Origin of the sequence: Clostridioides sp. GD02404 (assembly GCF_045898275.1) — a bacterium.
Lineage (GTDB): Bacteria > Bacillota > Clostridia > Peptostreptococcales > Peptostreptococcaceae > Clostridioides > Clostridioides difficile_A.
In genome coordinates this window covers 37,235-56,627 of sequence record NZ_JBJOCA010000002.1, presented here as the reverse complement: position 1 = coordinate 56,627, position 19,393 = coordinate 37,235, and the positions used below count along the sequence as shown (strand labels likewise).

At 27.0% G+C, this 19,393-nt stretch carries 18 protein-coding genes; 8 read left to right on the top strand and 10 right to left on the bottom strand.

Annotation, left to right across the window (positions count from 1 at the left end; genetic code table 11):
- Positions 1-393: 393 nt before the first annotated feature.
- From helD to Q3287_RS01760, 9 genes are all read right to left on the bottom strand, one after another.
- The gene (helD, locus tag Q3287_RS01800) at positions 394-2,628 is read right to left on the bottom strand and encodes an RNA polymerase recycling motor HelD (RefSeq protein WP_407963432.1); all 2,235 of its coding nucleotides are present in this window, start codon (positions 2,626-2,628) and stop codon (positions 394-396) included.
- 238 nt (positions 2,629-2,866) lie between these two features.
- Positions 2,867-3,364 carry a GNAT family N-acetyltransferase gene (locus tag Q3287_RS01795; protein WP_236877216.1) on the bottom strand — a complete coding sequence of 166 codons (498 nt, stop codon included), beginning with the start codon at positions 3,362-3,364 and terminating at the stop codon, positions 2,867-2,869.
- Between the two features lie 277 nt (positions 3,365-3,641).
- Positions 3,642-4,379, bottom strand: a complete 738-nt coding sequence (locus Q3287_RS01790; protein ID WP_407963431.1) for a MarR family winged helix-turn-helix transcriptional regulator — start codon at positions 4,377-4,379, stop codon at positions 3,642-3,644.
- A 356-nt stretch (positions 4,380-4,735) separates the two neighbouring features.
- Entirely contained in the window at positions 4,736-5,455 is a 720-nt protein-coding gene (locus Q3287_RS01785; protein WP_054269203.1) for a cyclopropane-fatty-acyl-phospholipid synthase family protein, read from the bottom strand.
- 715 nt (positions 5,456-6,170) lie between these two features.
- Positions 6,171-7,040 (bottom strand): Nif3-like dinuclear metal center hexameric protein, encoded by an 870-nt coding sequence (locus tag Q3287_RS01780; protein WP_407963430.1) that lies wholly within the window; start codon positions 7,038-7,040, stop codon positions 6,171-6,173.
- 99 nt (positions 7,041-7,139) lie between these two features.
- On the bottom strand, positions 7,140-7,607 hold the full coding sequence (locus Q3287_RS01775) for a VOC family protein (protein ID WP_074179141.1): 468 nt from the start codon (positions 7,605-7,607) through the stop codon (positions 7,140-7,142).
- 351 nt (positions 7,608-7,958) lie between these two features.
- Entirely contained in the window at positions 7,959-8,348 is a 390-nt protein-coding gene (locus tag Q3287_RS01770) for a BlaI/MecI/CopY family transcriptional regulator (RefSeq protein WP_167640574.1), read from the bottom strand.
- A 1,055-nt stretch (positions 8,349-9,403) separates the two neighbouring features.
- The gene (locus Q3287_RS01765) at positions 9,404-10,810 is read right to left on the bottom strand and encodes a sensor histidine kinase (RefSeq protein ID WP_407963429.1); all 1,407 of its coding nucleotides are present in this window, start codon (positions 10,808-10,810) and stop codon (positions 9,404-9,406) included.
- Positions 10,811-10,852: 42 nt separating this feature from the next.
- Positions 10,853-11,560, bottom strand: a complete 708-nt coding sequence (locus Q3287_RS01760; protein ID WP_054275911.1) for a response regulator transcription factor — start codon at positions 11,558-11,560, stop codon at positions 10,853-10,855.
- Positions 11,561-11,722: 162 nt separating this feature from the next.
- On the opposite strand from Q3287_RS01760, the gene Q3287_RS01755 reads away from it, so the two are divergent.
- The 7 genes from Q3287_RS01755 (at position 11,723) to Q3287_RS01725 (ending at position 16,793) form a co-directional block, all read left to right on the top strand.
- Positions 11,723-12,646 carry an ABC transporter ATP-binding protein gene (locus Q3287_RS01755; protein WP_407811868.1) on the top strand — a complete coding sequence of 308 codons (924 nt, stop codon included), beginning with the start codon at positions 11,723-11,725 and terminating at the stop codon, positions 12,644-12,646.
- Positions 12,646-13,407 (top strand): ABC transporter permease, encoded by a 762-nt coding sequence (locus tag Q3287_RS01750; RefSeq protein WP_407963428.1) that lies wholly within the window; start codon positions 12,646-12,648, stop codon positions 13,405-13,407. The genes Q3287_RS01755 and Q3287_RS01750 overlap by 1 nt, the downstream gene beginning before the upstream one ends.
- Positions 13,408-13,418: 11 nt before the next feature.
- Positions 13,419-14,156 (top strand): ABC transporter permease, encoded by a 738-nt coding sequence (locus tag Q3287_RS01745; protein ID WP_407963427.1) that lies wholly within the window; start codon positions 13,419-13,421, stop codon positions 14,154-14,156.
- A 320-nt stretch (positions 14,157-14,476) separates the two neighbouring features.
- Positions 14,477-14,653 carry a hypothetical protein gene (locus tag Q3287_RS01740; protein WP_153885125.1) on the top strand — a complete coding sequence of 59 codons (177 nt, stop codon included), beginning with the start codon at positions 14,477-14,479 and terminating at the stop codon, positions 14,651-14,653.
- A 78-nt stretch (positions 14,654-14,731) separates the two neighbouring features.
- Positions 14,732-15,439: a hypothetical protein gene (locus Q3287_RS01735; protein WP_054275908.1), complete on the top strand. Its 708-nt coding sequence runs from the start codon at positions 14,732-14,734 to the stop codon at positions 15,437-15,439.
- A gap of 440 nt (positions 15,440-15,879) precedes the next feature.
- Positions 15,880-16,392: a GNAT family N-acetyltransferase gene (locus tag Q3287_RS01730; RefSeq protein ID WP_407963426.1), complete on the top strand. Its 513-nt coding sequence runs from the start codon at positions 15,880-15,882 to the stop codon at positions 16,390-16,392.
- A gap of 131 nt (positions 16,393-16,523) precedes the next feature.
- On the top strand, positions 16,524-16,793 hold the full coding sequence (locus tag Q3287_RS01725) for a DUF3795 domain-containing protein (protein WP_407963425.1): 270 nt from the start codon (positions 16,524-16,526) through the stop codon (positions 16,791-16,793).
- A gap of 169 nt (positions 16,794-16,962) precedes the next feature.
- Here Q3287_RS01725 and Q3287_RS01720 read toward each other — a convergent pair whose 3' ends face one another.
- Positions 16,963-17,208 (bottom strand): helix-hairpin-helix domain-containing protein, encoded by a 246-nt coding sequence (locus tag Q3287_RS01720; protein WP_407963424.1) that lies wholly within the window; start codon positions 17,206-17,208, stop codon positions 16,963-16,965.
- A gap of 749 nt (positions 17,209-17,957) precedes the next feature.
- Here Q3287_RS01720 and Q3287_RS01715 point away from each other — a divergent pair.
- A complete protein-coding gene (locus Q3287_RS01715; RefSeq protein ID WP_167640581.1) occupies positions 17,958-19,370 on the top strand; it encodes a DASS family sodium-coupled anion symporter in 1,413 nt (470 codons plus the stop codon).
- The last annotated feature ends 23 nt before the right edge of the window (positions 19,371-19,393 follow it).

The window sequence follows — 19,393 nt, the reverse complement described above, 5'->3', positions numbered from 1 at the left end:
AAAATTTTAGATATTTAACTACTCTAAAAATTTAACTAATCTACAAAAGTTATTACTAATATTAAAAAGCCCTTAAAAAGTCCATTCATATGGAATTTTAAGGGCTTTGACTTCATTATAAATTGTTGTATCAATTCTATTTGTAAAGACACAATAAACTACCCAGTTTAGATTTTAAAAACTTTAACTTCATTATAATTTTATATATGAATTTTACTTGCAAATATACAACAGGCTACCCAGTTTAGATTTTAAAATACTTAACTTTATAATAACTTATTTTATAAATTTTAATTACAAATATATAATAAATTCATAAAAAACAGATAAATAAGATAGATTATAAATATCTGATATTCTTAAAATAAAAATCAAACTATAATTAAAAACCTGTTATTTTAATAAAGGAGTTATTTCACCTAAATAGTATATATTTAGCACATGAAGAGCTCTTGTACAACAAGTGTAAAGAAGCAATCTTTCATCTTCACTATTGTACCTTTCCTCACTTGCATCGTATATTACAACTATATCAAATTCAAGTCCCTTAGATAAATATGAAGGTATTACTAATACACCATTCACATACTCATCATCATCTTTTATTATAGCCTCTACATTAATATGATTTTCCTTTAAAAACTCATACACTTCCTTAGCTTCATGGGCTGTCTTTGTTATAATACCAATAGACTTATAATTTTTATGTTTATAAGCTTTTATGTCTTCAATAAGCTTTTCATTCATATAATCTTTTTCTTTAAAACCAGTAACTCTAGGCTCATCACCATGTCTATCAACATACTCATCATCTATCGCTTTTGTAAGAAGTTTTCTTGAGAATCTAGTAATTTCCATTGTAGAACGATATGTTTTACTTAGATTTATTATGCAAGTATCATTCTTCAATACATCAGGAATATTATTATAGTCTCCAACATTCATGAATGGGTTAATTGATTGATTAATATCTCCTAATATAGTCATATTGGCAGATTTAAAAAGTTTATAAAATATTTCATATTGTAAAGGAGTATAGTCCTGTGCCTCATCTATGATTACATATTTAATCTGTGATGTATTTGGAATACCTCCAAGAGCTCCCTTTAGATATAGAAGTATCACTTGGTCTTCATAATAAAGACTCTTTACACTTAAATTATCCATTGTATAAGTTTTTATATTATCTATAATATTCTTATCATACTCAACATTCGCCTTTTCTAAAAACATATCTAAATTCTTAAATAAGTTTTTATAAGTGTCTATCAAATCTAACTCTGTCATTCTTGAAATTTTAGAATAAACTTCTTTCAGATGTTTTTTTACAATAAAAGTACTTTTCTCTATCATTTCTTCTTTTTCTATATAATCGCCAGATGCTTGAAACTCTTTAAATATTTCATCAATCCAAGCTTTTTCATATGGCTCAATTAAAAATATTATTCTTGCTTTTATTTTCTCTAATCTCTTCTTAATTGGTAAATTTGAATAGTCATTAGAAAACAGTGTTTGTAACTCCTTAGCTGAAATTATTAACTCGCCTCTTACAATAATATCTTCAAAACATCTATCATCTGTTTCTAAATAATTTAGATACTCTTTTAATATATTTGTGAACTCTAAAGAAGTTTTAAACTCTATATTTTCTATCCTGTCCTTATATGTGATTTTCCCATTATTAAGAATATACTCCATCATTTCAGCTGGGCTTTCTTTTTTAAATTCATCACCCAGTTCTTTATGCATATAGTCTTTAAATGTTGTCTGACAAATGTTATCTTCGCCAAGTTGTGGAAGTACGTTTGATATATAATCATTAAATATGTTATTTGGAGAAAATATCATTATATTTTCAGAAGTTATTTTATCTTTATGTTTATACAATAAATATGCTGTTCTATGAAGTGCTATAGATGTCTTTCCGCTTCCTGCGGCACCTTGTACAATTAAGTTCTTATATTTCTCATTACGAATTACTTGATTTTGCTCTCTTTGAATGGAAGTAACTATAGTTTTCATTTTCTCATCAGAGTTTTTACCTAAAAGCTCTTGCAAGACATCATCATCTATATTTAGATTACTATCAAACATATACTCAATTTTGCCATCTTTTATCTTATACTGTCTTTTTTTAGTAATTTTTCCAGAGATTATCCCCTCTGGACACTCATAGCTTGCTTGTCCAATTTCATAATCATAAAACATACTTGAAATAGGGGCTCTCCAATCATATACAAGAAAATCATAATCATCATTAATAAGATTTGACAATCCAATATAACACTTTTGAGACTCAGTTTCACAAACCTCTGTAAAGTCAATTCTTCCAAAATAAGGAGATTCAATCATTCTTTCATACTTATCTTTGAGTTTCTTAGTAAATTCATGGCTCCTTTTTTGATGTTTCATAACATCCATAAATGACATAAATTCTGAAAGTTGTTCTAATCCATTTTCCGCAGAAATAGAACCTAAGTCATTCCATAGTTCCCTTTGAGTTTCTATAGCATCTTTTTTTAGCTTATCTTCTTCATTACGCTTTTCCTCAAGTTGTCTATTAGCCTCTTTAAGAGTTTTTTGTAACCATTGATTTTCAAGATTTGACTCAAAATCATTTAGATTCATATTATAATCCTCCTCAATTGAAATTAACATTTAATCCACTATATCAATTATATAGAAATGAGGATATATTCACAGTCTTAAAAAAAATTTTTATTTATGATATAATTATAGTGGGAAAGAAAATAAAAATTTCTCTAAAAGCATCTAAAAACAACTTACTTAACTGCAAAACCACTATTTTTAAACAATAAAATAGGATAGTATTTTTTATCACCATCCTATTAATTCTCAATAAGTTTTACATTAATACAAGCTCCATTTGTATAACTTCGTCTTTTACAGGTCTATCATTCCATGTAAATCCACTAGCTATTGTATTTACCTCAACAAACCCTAAAGATTTATAAACATGAATAGCTCTACTATTACTTTTTAACACATCTAGCTCAATTTTTTTATATCCATATTCTTTTGATAAATCAATAATTTGTTTTAGAAGGCTACTCCCAATACCTTTTTCTCTATACTCTTTAAGAATACCCATACCTAAGTAACCAACAGTTTTGGTTTTAGGCAAAACATCACACCAACCAATACATGTATCTGATTTTACCTCAATTATAAATAGTTGTGGAAAATTTTTAGTTATAACATTCTTTATAAATTCAACTGTTTCTTCAAAAGGAAATGCTTCGTCCATAGCTAGATATTTCCTCTCTTTTGCAATTTTATCAAAAGTTTGCCAATATGACCAAATATACTTTTCTTCTGACTTTATAAATTTTATTCCTTCCATCAACTCAACATTTCCCCTTTTTTAATTTATTATTATAGTTAAATAATTTTTTCTTATTCTAATTTATAGTGATATATAAATTACTATATATGATAATATATTAGATTAAAATAGCTTTGTATATTTCTATTTATGTGTATCTATTAAAATAAGTTCTTTGATAGTTAAAGTAATATAGATGTACTAGCCCTTTGACTATATACTTAAACATCTCACAGTTTAATTTAAAGTATAATAAAATATATAGAAAAAATTATCAAATAATACTATAAAATTTTTAATCTTCATCAATATCCTGTTCGCTTTCATTCTTAGAGCTATTTTTTCTATCAAGTTCTTTTTCCGTAAAGAACTCTGGATGCTGTTTCATCAATTGCTCTATAAGTTCTGGGTGTTGTTTTACCATTTGTTCAAACAAATCTTCTCTATTTGGAAAATCTGGATATCCTTCATGTGAATTAAATAAGTTTTGAATTGCATCTCTACCAGCAAATCCACCTAAAAACTGTCCATGATGTGGTCTTGGTTGTGGTTGCATATGTGCCTCATCAAAGTTATTCCCATCCTCACTTTTTATAGTTCTTTCTAGTTCATTAGTAATCTTTGTAAGAATATAACTTAAAGTACTCTTTTCTTCTGGTTCTAATACATTAAATATTTGATTAGTTGGGTCTTCTCTCTGCTCATTCTTATTAATTTCATCCATTCCTTTTGATGTCAATTTTACTACCATTACTCTACGGTCTTTTTCTGAGTGTGTACGAGTGATAAATTGTTGATTTTCTAATTTCGAAAGCAACTCACCTAAAGATTGAGGTCTCATATCAAGTAAGTATGACAGTTCTTTTTGAGTTATTTCTGGCTTTATTTTTAACATGGATAATACTCTACCTTGTCCTCTATGCGTCGCTCTAAAAAATCCATGTGATTTATGATTTTGAAGGTGAAATTTATGTAGCAATGATTGCACTTTAAAAAATTGTTCTAGTAAATTCTCTTCTTTTGTTTCACTCATTATTGTTCCTCCTAAATTAATTTATTTTATAATTACATATTCTTATTTATTATGTTATTTATTTTATAATTTCATATGTTGTTTATTTTAAATCTATAATTTTAAAGCTACTTTACTTGTATCGAGTATAAAAGCAACCCTTTAATTTGTCAATGTTAGTTTATAATAAATTATAAATTTCCTACAACTGACACATCTTCATTTAACTATATTATATCCTATTCAAAGTTTATATCCTATACTTGTGCTTTTTGTATAATACCGTCATATTTTTTAAATAAAAATACCCAATTGACATAAATAATCTAATTGGGCATAAACAATTAAAAAAACTACTTTAGATTTAAATTTTTCATCTAACTTTTACTATTATTAACTCTCGCTATCAAGGAAATTGTATTAAAATACTTACCTGCCTCTACTTCCAGCATTTTTTTATCATTCTTAGCATAAGAATTATCACAGTTTAACCAATCATTCCAAGCTTCATCATGACAACTTAAAGCTTCACATTTTTCTACAGTTACAGACTCAGATTCTGACCAAAGCTCATTCCACCATTCAATTGAATGGAAATTCATATTATCTTGCCAAAATGGAATAAGTTCATCTGGTATACAATTAACAAAATCTTTTTTTAATCCAGGCATTGCCATAGCAATTACTCCTCCATCTTTTACAAGAGGTGATATATGGTTTTCTAAAAATCCTTCTTTATTACCAAAATAGTGATAAGAGTGTACACTTATCACTGCATCAAAAAAACCTTCTGCATAAGGTAATTCATGTGCTTCAGCTTGTATAGGAAATATTTTATCATCTAATTTAAATTGCTTAAATCTTTCATAGTTCTCAGTTGGCTCTATCCATAAATCAGTTGCAAATACAGTAGCATCAAATTCATTTGCTAAAAATATAGAAGATATCCCTCTCCCACATCCTAAGTCTAAAATACGCATTCCTTTTTCTAGTCTTATCTTACTTGTCAACTCTTCCAATATCTTTATACAATTAGGTCCCATCATATTTTCCATGAGAAATTTCTTATCGTATTTATTACTCTTTGTAAATATCATGCTATCTTTCCCTTCCCTATCAATTATTATTTATTAAATTTCATATCTGATTTTCTATTTTTTAGATGAGTAATAATAAGTCATCTTTTTGTCCATTTTGGGATAGTTACTTTAATGAATAATCATCCTCTTTTTTTAGATAACTACTTTTTTAAAATAACCACTTTGTCTAAACAACTATTTTTTTATGTCTTTTTAAATAACTACTTTGATAAGCAGTCATGTTTTGATACTTAATAAGTTTTAATTACTTCTACTTTAATCTATATACTAATTAACTTATTTAATTTAGTGTATATTTGACACTTTACCTTTTATTATACCATTTATTCTCATAAATATAATAATTCTATTTTTTCAAAATAAATATTTATAATAATCCGAAATAAATATTTATAAAATCTAATTAATTGTAAATAATATCAGAAAAAATATCGAAAAATAAACATTATAAATAGTAATTGTAAGTTTGTTTCTAAATTCATAAGACTATAATCAACTGTAATATTGCCAAGTATTATTACGAAATATCTACCTAAAAGAGCATAAAAATAAGCAGTCAGTAAACATAAACTTTTACCAACTGCTTGCTTTTATTGTTTTATATACTATTAACTTTATATCTGTTATATACTATTAACTTTCTATACATCATACATTATTAATTCTACATATATACTACTATCAAGCTTCTATATATTCTATAACTTACATCCTATAAATCTTCTAAATAATTTTTTCCTTCCAAGAATTCTGCTTCTATCCCTAGTTTTTTAAAATAATTAACCATAGACATACAGGCAAATTTTTCTGTAGAGTAATGAGTAGCACCTATAACATTAATTAAATTATCCTTTGCTATTCTATGGAACTCTAATGCTGGTTCAAAATGCTTTAAAGGTTTAGTAAATCCAGTTATATATAAATTTATACCAAGTTCAGCAACTTCACTTGCTACAAATGGATAGCTTCCTCCTCCTGCTGCAATAGCAACTAGACCATCTTTTAGTCCCGATTCTCCATAATCATACAATTTCACATCATGACCAACAGTTTTTTTAACTAGCTCTTTAGTCTCTTCAATTGATTTTAAGGATGTCTTACATATAACTCCTACCTTGATTTTATCATCATACTTACAAAATGGTTCGACGATTTCTAAACCTAGAGCCTTTGCAAAACTGACAGAAGTTGAATATTCACTATAATTGTCTAATGGAGAATGTAACACATAAAAAGATATTCTACGATTTTTCATTTCTTCCATATAAGATAATGGTATGTCGTGAAATGGGAAACCTTCATCTGATGCTATATACTCCATTGCATGATGTGAAAAAATCAAGACATCTTTTTCATCTTTATCTATAATCTGCTTAATTATGTATTTATCAGGAAAAGTAGTTGTATATACTTTATTGATTTCTTTGGCATTGTCTAGTACCAAGCCTATGTATTTTGTTTTAAATTCTGGAGTAATAAAATCATTGTCAAAATTCATAAAACTCCAATCGTCATCAATATTTTTAATATCAAACTCCAATGCTAATTTATTATAAATTTCAATTGCTTTAATAATAACCACTCCTTTTCAATAATATTTGACTGATACGTATTGAACATAAATTTATACAATTACATTATCATCTTACTTAAAATTTAATAAAATAAAACATAAAAAATATTATTTAGTACTTTCACACTGCTTTACAAATTCAATTGGATGTTGAATTATCTTAGAAGTTTCTTCTACAGAATAGCCTTCAGATAAATACCTTCTAGCTATGACTTCCATAGACTCTCCTATCTCAATAATATGCTTATCAGGGTCGTAAATACGGACTACTCTCTGTTGCCACTCATGTTTTAATGGCTGATGAACAAACTCTATATCTTTATAAGAATTTAATTTTTCAATAAACTTATCAAAATCATCAACTTCAAAATAAAGCTCCATATTATTTGATTTTCGTACAATTGTATCTGGATTAATCCCTGTAAGCCATGCAAAATCTTCTTGTATAGCAAACCCTCCACTAAATGTTACATTTTTACCTAAATCTAATTCAACTTCTTGTTCAAATAGCTCTTTATAAAACTTTTTTGACACTTCTACATCATTTACTGCTAATAATGAAACTTGATATTTCATAAGTTCTCCTCCTGATTTTTAGTACGCTTTTATTTTATCAATATTTTTATTATTTATTATATCAGTTTAAATACGAAAACTGCATGTCATATTTGTAAAACTTATATAATACATTCTAAAAATTAGTATTTTATATTTAAAAAGCTACCTCAATTACACTTATCTAGTTTAAGTAGAGGTAGCTTTTTTAAATTATCAGAATATCAATTATTAGTTTACGCTTATATTTAATCTGATTTGGATTTATATTGTAATCTTATTATAGATATAATCTATATTACTTAAGTAGTCACATAGATTATATAAATACACCATATGTCTCAGATTGATAATCTAAAGAAATATGTTAATCTATACTTTTTTTTCATTTTTTTGTAGACTCTTTATCCATTCTTCAATAAATAATAGCTCATCTTTACTCAAATTAACATTATCATGTAATGATAACAATAAGCTTTTCATAGAGGAATCATGAACATTTTTAAAGAACTCTCTTGTTTCAACATTTATATATTCTTTTTCTTTAATTAAAACTTCATAATGTGTATATTTATCTATCTTTTGAGAATTTAGAAATCCTTTTACTACCAATCTAGATAAAAGAGTCAAAGTCGTTGTTTGCTTCCACTGATATTTTTGCTCCATCCCTAAAACAATATCTTTTGATGTTACTTTGGAATCTAGTTTCCATATAAATTTCATTATCTTTAATTCTGATTGTGGCAACTTTTTTATAGGCATAATAAACCTTTGCTACTCAGAATACAGACAAGCAATATCCGTAATAAATTTTTTCTATTAAAAAATCTTATACTGATTTATATAAACTTGATTTATAAGATATTTTTAAATCTTAAATTTAGCTATTTGTACACAGTAAATATATATAAATAGTGTCAAATTTCTTTTGTGTTATATTGCTTAATGTTATGAAATATTTTGTACTCAGCTATCTATTTTTGGATACTTGTCCAGTAGCTCTCCTTTCTTTTGTATTTTTTAGTTTTAAATATTTGTATTTCAGCAAATCTCATTTCCTTTAGTCTTTGGTTTCTTAACTTTTAAACCTTCAAAAAATAATGTCTATTCTAATCTTAAGGCTATAATTTCAGTTTCAATTAAAAAATTTTATATAATTGTATTTGACTACTTTGGCAGTTTTTTTATTTGTATCTTAACTTTTTCAAATTATTATATTAATTATTTTATAAATAATTAATATATTTCAACATATATATACATTTATGTAAAATATATATGAAAATAACACATAAAAACTCTACTTTAGTAGAACTTTCGAACACAAATTATGACAATTAAAAATACTTCTCTTTTTTTAAATAAATAAGTATGTTATAATAGATTCAAAATAATTGTATAAAGACTATGACAATTACACAAAACATCCTATAATTAAAACCTTCTTCAGCATCTCATTATGTTTTTCTTAAAATTAAAAAACACTATACTCTAATTCTATTTTAGTAGAATTTTTTTGTCAATAATAATATTAAATATTAGGTAAAAAATGGTAAAAAATATAAAAAAAGGGAATTATATAAAGAGTTTAACAACCTTACAATAATCCCAAAATATTATTTCTATGAAAATTTTGATACCATAAGTAACTAAGCTTTAAGCGCATAAAGCAAAAGTTACTCTTTATTTAATAAAACTTGACAAGAAAAGAATTTATCATTATTCTACTCTAATAGAGTTTCTTTGTCAATAAAGAATAAACTTATTTTCAAAATATTTTCATTTTTCATTCTTATCTATTATTATTTTATAAAATTTTACTTAATCAGAGGTAATTTTAAGATTGTTTTTATTCCTTGACAATCAATACTTGTGATATCTAGCTTACCATCATGTGCATTGATAATGCCTGCAACAATCAAAAGACCTAGACCATGATTTTGACCTTTAGCATATGCTTCACTTAATCCATTTTGAGCTTTTAATAAATAATTAATCTTCTCTTGACTCATTCCTTTTCCATCGTCTTCAACAATTATATAGCAAAAATCCAAATCCGATTTAGAAATCACCTTTATATTACATCCTTGCTGGTTATGAGTTATACTATTTTGTATTAAATTACTAATAGCTCTCTTTAACAATTTTTTATCTGCATTGATAGTAATATCTTCATTCAATATATCAAGCTCTATATAAAAATCATTATCCAAATTATTATTTATAAATTCAGAAACGAGTTCTCTCAAAAACACAGAAACTCTAATCTTGTTACAATCTAATGGTTGCATATTATATTCAAGTTTAGACACCAAATTAAGGTCATTTACCAATTCTCTAATCTTAATGCCTTGATTACATATGATAGATGCTTGCTCCTGTTCTCTTTGAGAAAGGCTACTGCTTTCTTCAAGTTCTCCAGAGTATCCAATTATCATTGAAAGTGGTGTTCTTATATCATGGGATATTCCTGCAATCCAGTTAGTCCTAGCTTCTTCTTTTTTTCTAAGTCTTTCATTCTTCATTTGCAACTCTTTAGATACAGTATTAATAGATTTTGAGATATCACTCAGTATTCCTTTTTCTTGGAGAACTACTGGCTCTCCCTTTGACATAAGCTTTATACCAGTAATAATTGGCTTTATAGATTTGACCATTTTTAATCCTATAAATGAAGCTAGTAAAAATGTAATTATTGCATTAAATAAAAGCATACCTATTATTAGCATAGGAAATTGACTTATTTCATCAATAGTATAGGTAAGGTTAAATTTAGTATACTTATCCTTTGGATACCCTGTTACTAAGGTTCCACTTGGATGTTCCCATACATACACAGGATAATCTTTTAAAAAGAATCTTGAAAACTTAGCTACATCCGTCAAAGTATAATGGCTTGGGATTTCTTTTGGCAAATCAAAGCCCCATACCCTATCTCCATTGTTATCAATTAGCATTGCCCAGACTTTATTACTATGTAAAACTTCCTTACTAGAATCATCTAAAGTAAACTTTCCATCTTTTAAGATTACTTTATCCTCAAGCATCATCAAAGTTGCTCTTATTTCCTTACTCTCACTTGCATCCAAATCACCAGAATATTTAGATACAAATGTCACATATGAAAATGCAAATAAACCTAATATATTTAATATAATAAAAAGTAATGAAATCAAGATACTTGAACCTATAAATCTCCTTAATATATACTTTATACTATCCAAAATTAAATCACTCCTCTTGACTTCCTTCATTCTTATCTAAAATTAATTAATCATCAACTTATATCCAAGACCTCTTACTGTAAGAAGATGTTTAGGAGAAGATGGAGTATTTTCTATCTTTTCTCTAACTCTTCTGATATGAACCATAAGAGTATTTTCATATCCATACATATCATCTCCCCAAATAGCTTGACACAGTGAGTCACTGGTAACAATTCTACCTTTATTTTCATACAACTTTAAAAGCAATGAATGCTCTTTAGCTGTTAAAGAAATCTCTTGTCCATCTTTTTCAACACATGCACTATTTAAATTCACAACAACAGAATCTCCCAATCTAAATACTGGCAACTCCTCTTCTTCTATAGGAACATATACACGATTTAATATACCTATGAGTCTTAATGTAAGTTCCTTTGGTAAAAATGGCTTTACTATATAATCATCAGCCCCTAGACCTAAACCAATCAATCTATCCTCGTCTTCACCTCTTGCAGAAAGAAAAATAACGGGTATCTTAGATGTCTCTCTGATTTTTCTCATAATAGAAAAACCATCTCCATCTGGTAATACAACATCTAAAATCGCACAGTCGGGCTTTATATTTTTAAATACTCTAACAGCCTCCTCATAACTTGATGCTAAAAATATTCTATTAAACCCCTCTTTTCTTAGGATTTCATCTATCATTTTTAATAATTCTTTATGGTCATCCACCACAAGTATTTTTTTATCTTTTATTGATTCCATAATCATCACCCTTTTTTAGTATATCACATCCCTTTTTTCATGACTTTCCCTCAATGAACTATTTAAGGTTATTGTAAGGTAAACGTCAGCTATCTGAAATGTAGTCAAGTTATTATACTAATACAAGCTAAAAAAAACAATAAACACAGATTAAAAAAGGGGATGAAATATATGGAAATGATAATTAAGACACACAGACTTTCAAAGGAATACAACAAAATATTTAGGGTAAGGGATATAGACCTAAGAGTTCCAAAAGGTGCTGTATATGGCTTTCTAGGCCCTAATGGAGCAGGTAAATCTACCACACTTAAAATGTTACTTGGACTTGCAAAGCCTACACAAGGAAACATTAATATTTTAAATAAGGAGTTAAATGAGAAAAACAGAATATCGATTTTGAAGGATATTGGTTCATTGATAGAATCTCCATCATACTATGGACATTTAACAGGTCTTGAAAACATGACTATCATGCAAAAACTCTTGGACTTGCCTAAAAAAAATGTAAATGAAGCACTGAAAATAGTAAGACTAGAAAATCAAAAGGACAAAAAGGTTAGTCAGTACTCTTTAGGTATGAAACAACGTCTTGGTATTGCTATGGCTATAATGAAGTTTCCTAAATTATTAATACTTGATGAGCCTACAAATGGGCTTGACCCAGCAGGAATTGAAGAGATTAGAGAATTAATAAAGTCACTTCCAGAAAAATATGGTATGACAGTTCTAATCTCTAGCCATCTTTTGAGTGAAATTGACCAAATTGCTACATCAATAGGAATAATAAATCATGGTGAACTTGTTTTTCAAGATAGCATAAAAGAACTTCATGATAGAGGTCAAAGTCATATCGCTATCAAAACACAAAACCTTATATCTTCACAGAAATTATTGAACAATAAAGGATATATGTCACTTATACAAAACGGATACTTGACTATTGAAAATTTAAACGACTCAGATGTAGCTAAAGTAAATAACATACTTGTCAATTCAAATATTGATGTGTTCAGAATAGAAGAACATAAAAAGAGCTTAGAAGATATATTCCTAGAACTTACTGGTAAGGCGGTGACTTTATAATGAAATATCTTGGTCTAGAGTTTTACAAACTTAGAAGAAAGAAACTTTTTCTTATGACATTTTTATTTGTAGTTGTTGAAATATTGTGGTGTATTATGAACTCAAATAGAACCATTACACGTAATCCAGATATGTTAAGTGGATTTGAATATTCATATATTATCATGAATTTTGTAACTCTAAATGGCTTATTCTTTCCTATTTTAATATCAATAATTACATCACGTATAAGCGATATAGAGCATAAAGGAGATACATGGAAACTTCTAAAATCTTCTGTAGCTCCTTTAAATAGTATCTATTTCTCTAAATTCTTATACACTATTATCTTAATATCTGTATCTGTGTTAATGCAATTGTTATCTATTATACTATTTGGATGTTTTAGAGATATGATTGAACCCTTCTCTTTAATTTTACTTCTAAAATATACATTTGGAACAATACTTGTAAGTACTGCTATAATTGCGCTACACCTGTGGATTGCAACTGTAATTTCAAATCAAATGATTGCAATTACATTTGGTATGGTAGGTAGTTTTATAGGTTTAACATCAGGACTATTTTATCAAGGTATTCGTAGATTATTTATATGGTCTTATTACTTGGAATTGTCACCTTTAAACTATGCATATGATAATGCCAGTGGACCATCCGTCTACAGAATTGATATGAATCTTTTAATTACTATTATAATCTTCTTAATTGGAATGTTAATTTATTATATTGGAAGAAATCATCTATTAAAAAAAGAATTATAGGAGGGGTTTAAATGTTAAGGAAAGCAGTCTTGGGAGAAATCCTAAAGTTAAAAAATTCTTTTATATGGTATGTATTGTTAGCTTTACCACTTATAAGTGTCTTAATTGGTTGTGGTAATTTTTATCTAAATCAAGGTATTCTTACAAAACAATGGTATAGCTTATGGACTCAAGTTAGTCTTTTTTATGGGGAATTTTTCTTTCCTATCTTAATAGCAATCTTTTGTGCATATATTTGTAGGCTTGAACATATGAATCATAACTGGAACAATATAATGACATTACCAATCAATCTAAAAAATATATTTTTATCTAAGCTTGCAGTAATTTCAGTACTTACGGCTATTACACAAATTGTTTTTGTTATCTTTTATATAGTTGCAGGAAATACGTTTGCTTTTCCTGATAGTATCCCTAAAGAACTTACTGGTTGGATTGTTAAAGGTTGGATTATTTCTATTTCAATAGCTTCTATACAGCTATATATGTCTATTAAGATTAGAAGTTTTGCAACTCCTATTGGAATTGGCCTTTGTCTTTCTTTATTTGGTATGGTGTTACTGATAGCTAAGCCTTCTATTGGTATCTTTTTCCCTTACTCTATGCTAGGAAGTGCAATGGGAATTATAAAGCAGTCTGCTTTAAGTATTAATGATACTATGGTTTCAATATTTGTTGCATTCATTACTACTCTAGTATTTTCTGAAATTGCCAATAGAAATTTTAAGAAAAATGATGTCATTTCTTAATGGTCAATATATTAGAATCAAATATATTAATAATAAGGATTTATAATAAAAACCATCTATTAAAATTCAAATATTTATTTTACCTAATTATATTTGAATTATAATTAGATGGTTTACTTATTATATATTATATTTATTTATATATTGTATATTTATTTTTGTAAAGTAATTATTATCTTAAGGTTATATAATCTTATTTTTTATCGTGATTATTTGTATGTCACCTTAAAATATTTAGTGTTAGAAAATGACTTTCATCATGTAATATGGTAAAATACAGGAGAAGCCTATATATATTTTTATGAGGAGGGCATATAAATATGTTTGCATTTGGATTTAATTTAGTAATCCTTTTATTAGTACTACTGTTAACAGTAGGTATATTTGTGGGTATTATAAAAAAAAATAAGCCAATATTAGTTACATCATCAGTTACTTTATCAATAATACTTATTACTATAATTGTAATCTGGAATCTGATTCCCGATACATGGTAATAGGCTTATTTACATAATTATAATTTAGACATAATTATATAACTCGCAAAGAGTTTTAATATTATTTGGAGGCAATTAATGAATACCATAGATTATGAAGATAAGCAAATAACAACACTTTGGAATGAATATGCAAACACAAGAAATAGTGGCCTTAAGAAGTTAGCAAACAAAAAGCTAGACCTTATGATTGAGTACATATTGACATTACCTGAAATTAAACAGAAACACTTTATTACATATATTTGCAAAGAACGTTTTGATAAGAATAATATAAAAACATTCCAGCAACCTCTAGTTGTTAAGTTGATTTTTCCAATAGTCAAAGAGGCTATTTTAAATGAGGAGATGCCTTTTCTTAGATGGGGATACCAGTTAGATATTCCTATTTCTTTGAATAGTGACGAATATACATACTACTCTTCTGAAAACATGTTAAAAGATGCTTTAAAGTTAGATAGTAAAGATATTAAATCCGTAGAATTATTATTAAATAAGTATATAGATGAACTATGGTTTGCTTCTCATCATATACAAGAAAGCGTTATTTTAAGTACTAAAGCAAATATTAAGTATGATTTAGATGAGATGGACAAGTTACTTACAAAGTATGAAGAAAACTTAGATTCATATAGTGAATACTTAAAGGAAAAAACTTATTATCAAGAGTTGTATAACTTATGGTTTCAATATGATGAAACTAATAAAGATATTTCATTCCCTGAGTGGTTAGAAGTTAGAGGATATAATTATTCTTGGTGTAATGTCTTTTATTATAAAAAATAATATATACTTACTACTCTACTACTTATTTAGATGTTACGTGTTTTTTATTTAATAATTATGTACCTATCAGTTAAAGGCTATATGTTTTTTATCTAATAGTTATATGTATGTTATTTAAAAGTTGTGTGCTTTTTATTTAAGAATAATACGTATGTTATTTAAAAACTATATGCTTGATATTTAAGAATAATACGTATGTTATTTAAAAACTATATGCTTGATATTTAAGAATAATATGTATGTTATTTAAAAACTATATGCTTGATATACTTAAAGGTATAAATGTACATAATAATATTATTATTTAAATTTATTTAACAATATACTAAAGATTTAGTGTGAAACTAACTATTATATTATATAATGAAAGTTAATTAAATATAGCTAAAAAATTATTGAATATAGTAAATAAATATTTGACCTTGAGAGGTGTAATTAAAATGATAATTAGACAGGAAAAAGAAAGTGATAAAAGTAAAGTGTATGATGTTATTAAGTCTGCCTTTGAAAATGAAGAAGTTTCTGACCATGATGAACATAATCTTGTTAATCGTTTAAGAAATAGCGATAACTTTGTTCCAGAACTTTCAATAGTAGCTGAGTATGATGGAGATATAGTTGGTCATATCTTATTTACAGAAATAAAAGTTGGAAATGATGTACTTTTAACATTAGCACCTGTATCGGTTTCTCCTAGTATGCAAGGTAAAAAAATCGGTACAAAGCTAATTGAAGAAGGACATAAAATAGCAAAGGAAAAAGGATATAGAGGTTGTGTTGTCTTAGGTCATGACAAGTATTATCCTAAATTTGGTTATCAGATAGCAAGTAAATTTAATATAATGGCTCCATTTGAAGTACCAGATGAAAACTTCATGGCTATAGAATTATTAGAAGGTGGGTTTAAAGGAGTCTCTGGTGTTGTAGAATATGCAAAAGGATTTTTTGAATAGTCTTTATAATTTAGTATAGCAAAGACAATAACTTTATGTATGATATTTAGATGACTCAAAATCAATTATTTGAAGCTACAGAGTCATCTAAATTTATTTTATAATACTAGTACTAGAAAGGATGTTTGAATATGTTTGAATCAAGATGTGGTGTCTGTTGTAACAGTTGTACAAGAAAAGAACAAGTAAATTGCACTGGCTGTCCAAATATGGAAAAGCCATTTTGGGGTGGAGAATGTAAGGTTAAAACTTGTTGTGAAGATAAGAAGCTTAATCATTGTGGTGAATGTGACACTTTCCCTTGTAATATGCTTTTAAATAAGGGTAAAGACCAAGGTTTCGACCCTATGATAAATATTGAACAGTGCAGAAAATGGCTTGAAGAAGCAGTTTCTAATTAATTATCTCAATCTATTTTGTTGAATAGTATATTTAACTAGATGGATAGATATTTAGATTGATAGATTTACATAAAATTTACAACTAAGAAAGAGTTAAATATTCGTTCTTATCAATATTTAAAACGAATTTTTAACTCTTTTATTGATTTTTAAATTTTTAAAAATTTTTTTAATCTTTCCAATTCCACCACTTTAATTTTTCTGATTCTGGATTTTCAGTTGATGCAAAATATACTGCACATCTATATACATATAACTGACATCTATCTATATGTTGTCCACACATTAAGCATTCTTTTTCATACATTTCTGTTGGATTTGCATATTTAAGTGATTCGATTGTTGTATACCCTAACATTATTAAAGATTTTTCTGTTGCTTTCCCTACCCCTGGAATTTTTTGTAGCTCACCCATAATACACCATCTTTCTGAAGTTTACTCTTCATATAAAATTTTCAGTCTCTAAAAGTTTTTCACTATTCTTTTTTTAAAGAAAATATCTTCCAGAGCATCCTATTATGTAACATTTTGATTCCATAAAATCTTCATAAGATTTACCCATATATTTTAAATTTTTTCTACTTTATCATATTATATTTATTGTATCATATTAATGATTTCCCTTAATAAATATATCTCAGTATTATTATTTATCAGCCTTCTTTCAACGACTTATGCACCTTATAATCTTTAAAACTACATTTCCAAAGTCCTCTTCCCTATTTATCCAAACTACATTTTCTTATTTATTTCTAAAGATAGTATATAGATATTCTTTTTCTAACTTATATAGTGATGTGTGTAACTATTTATACAATTATATATATAATAAAATTTAGATTTAATGTTTTCTTTAATTGTCACATATTATTTATGTCTTTGTTTAAAGATATACTTTGTATCGCTTTATTAATAATTGAAATATTACATTTCATTTTAGAACTATTATATTTCATTTTGAAATTCAACATCGTAAAATAAAGCACTACTACTGATACTATCTAAGAAAAGGTTTTTATAAATTCTTATTGAATCGATTCGATTCTCAATTAAATCGTAATAAATTACACAAAAAAATAAAAAAATAGTATTAATCTGAAAAGTTGGCATATTTTGTGCTTTTATAACTTAGTATAAATCTAAAATCAAATAAGGAGAAAAAAATGAATAAAAAACAGTTGATGAAATTCTTACTTGTTGCAGCTATACCAATAATCGTATGGAGCTTACCTGCACCACAAGGATTAAAAAAAGAAACTTGGGATATTGTTGCTTTATATCTAGGTTTACTAGCAGGTCTTGTTATTAAACCATTTAAAGAACCAATCATCACTTTAATCATTGTAGGTGTAGCACTTATGTTTATGGACGAGTCAATACTACTTCATGGATATTCAGATAAGATGACTTGGTTTTTAGTTGTTGTAACTATTGTTTGTACAGCTTTTGTAAAGACAGGATTAGGAAAACGTATGGCATATAACCTTTTACTAAGAGCAGGAGATTCTACCTTAGGGCTTGGATACCTAATGATGATAAGTGATTTAATACTTAGCCCTGCTACAGGTTCAAATTCATCTAGAACAACTATTATATACCCTATATTTAGAAATATAGCAGAAGGTGCAGGTTCTAAACCTGATGATGAGCCTAAAAAATTAGGTGCATATTTAACAGTATTAACATATGTAGTATCTCAAGGGACAGCAGCATTATTTTTGACAGGTATGGCAACCAATGCGATAACAGTTTCTTTGGCATCAAGTATGTTAGGTGTTAACTTAACTTGGGGAACTTGGTTTATGGCATCAGTCGTACCAGCAGGTTTATTCTTACTAGTAGCACCACTTATAGTATATAAGATATACAAACCAGGTTTAACTCATTTAACAGATATTAAACCACAGATAAGAAAAGATTTGGAATCATTAGGTACTATTACAAAACAAGAAAAGATACTAGTTGTATTCTTTATTCTTGCAATTCTTGGATGGATGTTTGGTGAAAAAATACCTTTTATAAACTTAAATATGCAGGTAGTAGGATTTGTATTCTTAGCATTAGTCCTTATAGCAGGTATTTTAGATTGGGATGATGTTATTGGTGCTAAAGGAGCATGGAATATATTTATATGGTATGGTGCATTTTATGGTATTGCCGGTTCATTAGCTGATGCAGGGTTTTACAATTGGTTAGCTGATAAATTGGGTACTGTACTTAATCTATCAGATGTAAATGGATTATTGGTTACAATAGTTCTATTATTAGTAAGTTTAGCAGTTAGATACTTCTTTGTATCAAATAGTGCTTTTGTAGCATCTTTTTATCCTGTACTATTTGCAATAGTTTTATCTACTAAAGCAAACCCAATGATAGTTACATTATTATTAGCATTCTTTGCAAGTTATGGAGCTTTATTGACTCATTATGGAAATGGAGCTGGTCTTATAGCCTTTGCATCAGGATATGTATCTCAAAAGGACTTCTGGAAAGTAGGTACTATCATGGTAATGGTTGCATTAGCAATATTCTTAGTAATAGGTTTACCTTACTGGAAAATAATTGGATTATGGTAAGTACACATTAAATTTATATATTG

Bases quoted from the DNA above. Each gene is read 5' to 3' on its own strand.
- Q3287_RS01790 (WP_407963431.1), bottom strand. From the start codon at position 4,379: ATGAGTGAAACAAAAGAAGAGAATTTACTAGAACAATTTTTTAAAGTG.
- Q3287_RS01715 (WP_167640581.1), top strand. From the start codon at position 17,958: ATGAATAAAAAACAGTTGATGAAATTCTTACTTGTTGCAGCTATACCA.
- Q3287_RS01770 (WP_167640574.1), bottom strand. From the start codon at position 8,348: ATGCCTATAAAAAAGTTGCCACAATCAGAATTAAAGATAATGAAATTT.
- Q3287_RS01785 (WP_054269203.1), bottom strand. From the start codon at position 5,455: ATGATATTTACAAAGAGTAATAAATACGATAAGAAATTTCTCATGGAA.
- Q3287_RS01735 (WP_054275908.1), top strand. From the start codon at position 14,732: ATGAATACCATAGATTATGAAGATAAGCAAATAACAACACTTTGGAAT.
- Q3287_RS01775 (WP_074179141.1), bottom strand. From the start codon at position 7,607: ATGAAATATCAAGTTTCATTATTAGCAGTAAATGATGTAGAAGTGTCA.
- Q3287_RS01740 (WP_153885125.1), top strand. From the start codon at position 14,477: ATGTTTGCATTTGGATTTAATTTAGTAATCCTTTTATTAGTACTACTG.
- helD (WP_407963432.1), bottom strand. From the start codon at position 2,628: ATGAATCTAAATGATTTTGAGTCAAATCTTGAAAATCAATGGTTACAA.
- Q3287_RS01725 (WP_407963425.1), top strand. From the start codon at position 16,524: ATGTTTGAATCAAGATGTGGTGTCTGTTGTAACAGTTGTACAAGAAAA.
- Q3287_RS01720 (WP_407963424.1), bottom strand. From the start codon at position 17,208: ATGGGTGAGCTACAAAAAATTCCAGGGGTAGGGAAAGCAACAGAAAAA.
- Q3287_RS01750 (WP_407963428.1), top strand. From the start codon at position 12,646: ATGAAATATCTTGGTCTAGAGTTTTACAAACTTAGAAGAAAGAAACTT.
- Q3287_RS01760 (WP_054275911.1), bottom strand. From the start codon at position 11,560: ATGGAATCAATAAAAGATAAAAAAATACTTGTGGTGGATGACCATAAA.
- Q3287_RS01795 (WP_236877216.1), bottom strand. From the start codon at position 3,364: ATGGAAGGAATAAAATTTATAAAGTCAGAAGAAAAGTATATTTGGTCA.
- Q3287_RS01745 (WP_407963427.1), top strand. From the start codon at position 13,419: ATGTTAAGGAAAGCAGTCTTGGGAGAAATCCTAAAGTTAAAAAATTCT.
- Q3287_RS01755 (WP_407811868.1), top strand. From the start codon at position 11,723: ATGAAATATATGGAAATGATAATTAAGACACACAGACTTTCAAAGGAA.
- Q3287_RS01730 (WP_407963426.1), top strand. From the start codon at position 15,880: ATGATAATTAGACAGGAAAAAGAAAGTGATAAAAGTAAAGTGTATGAT.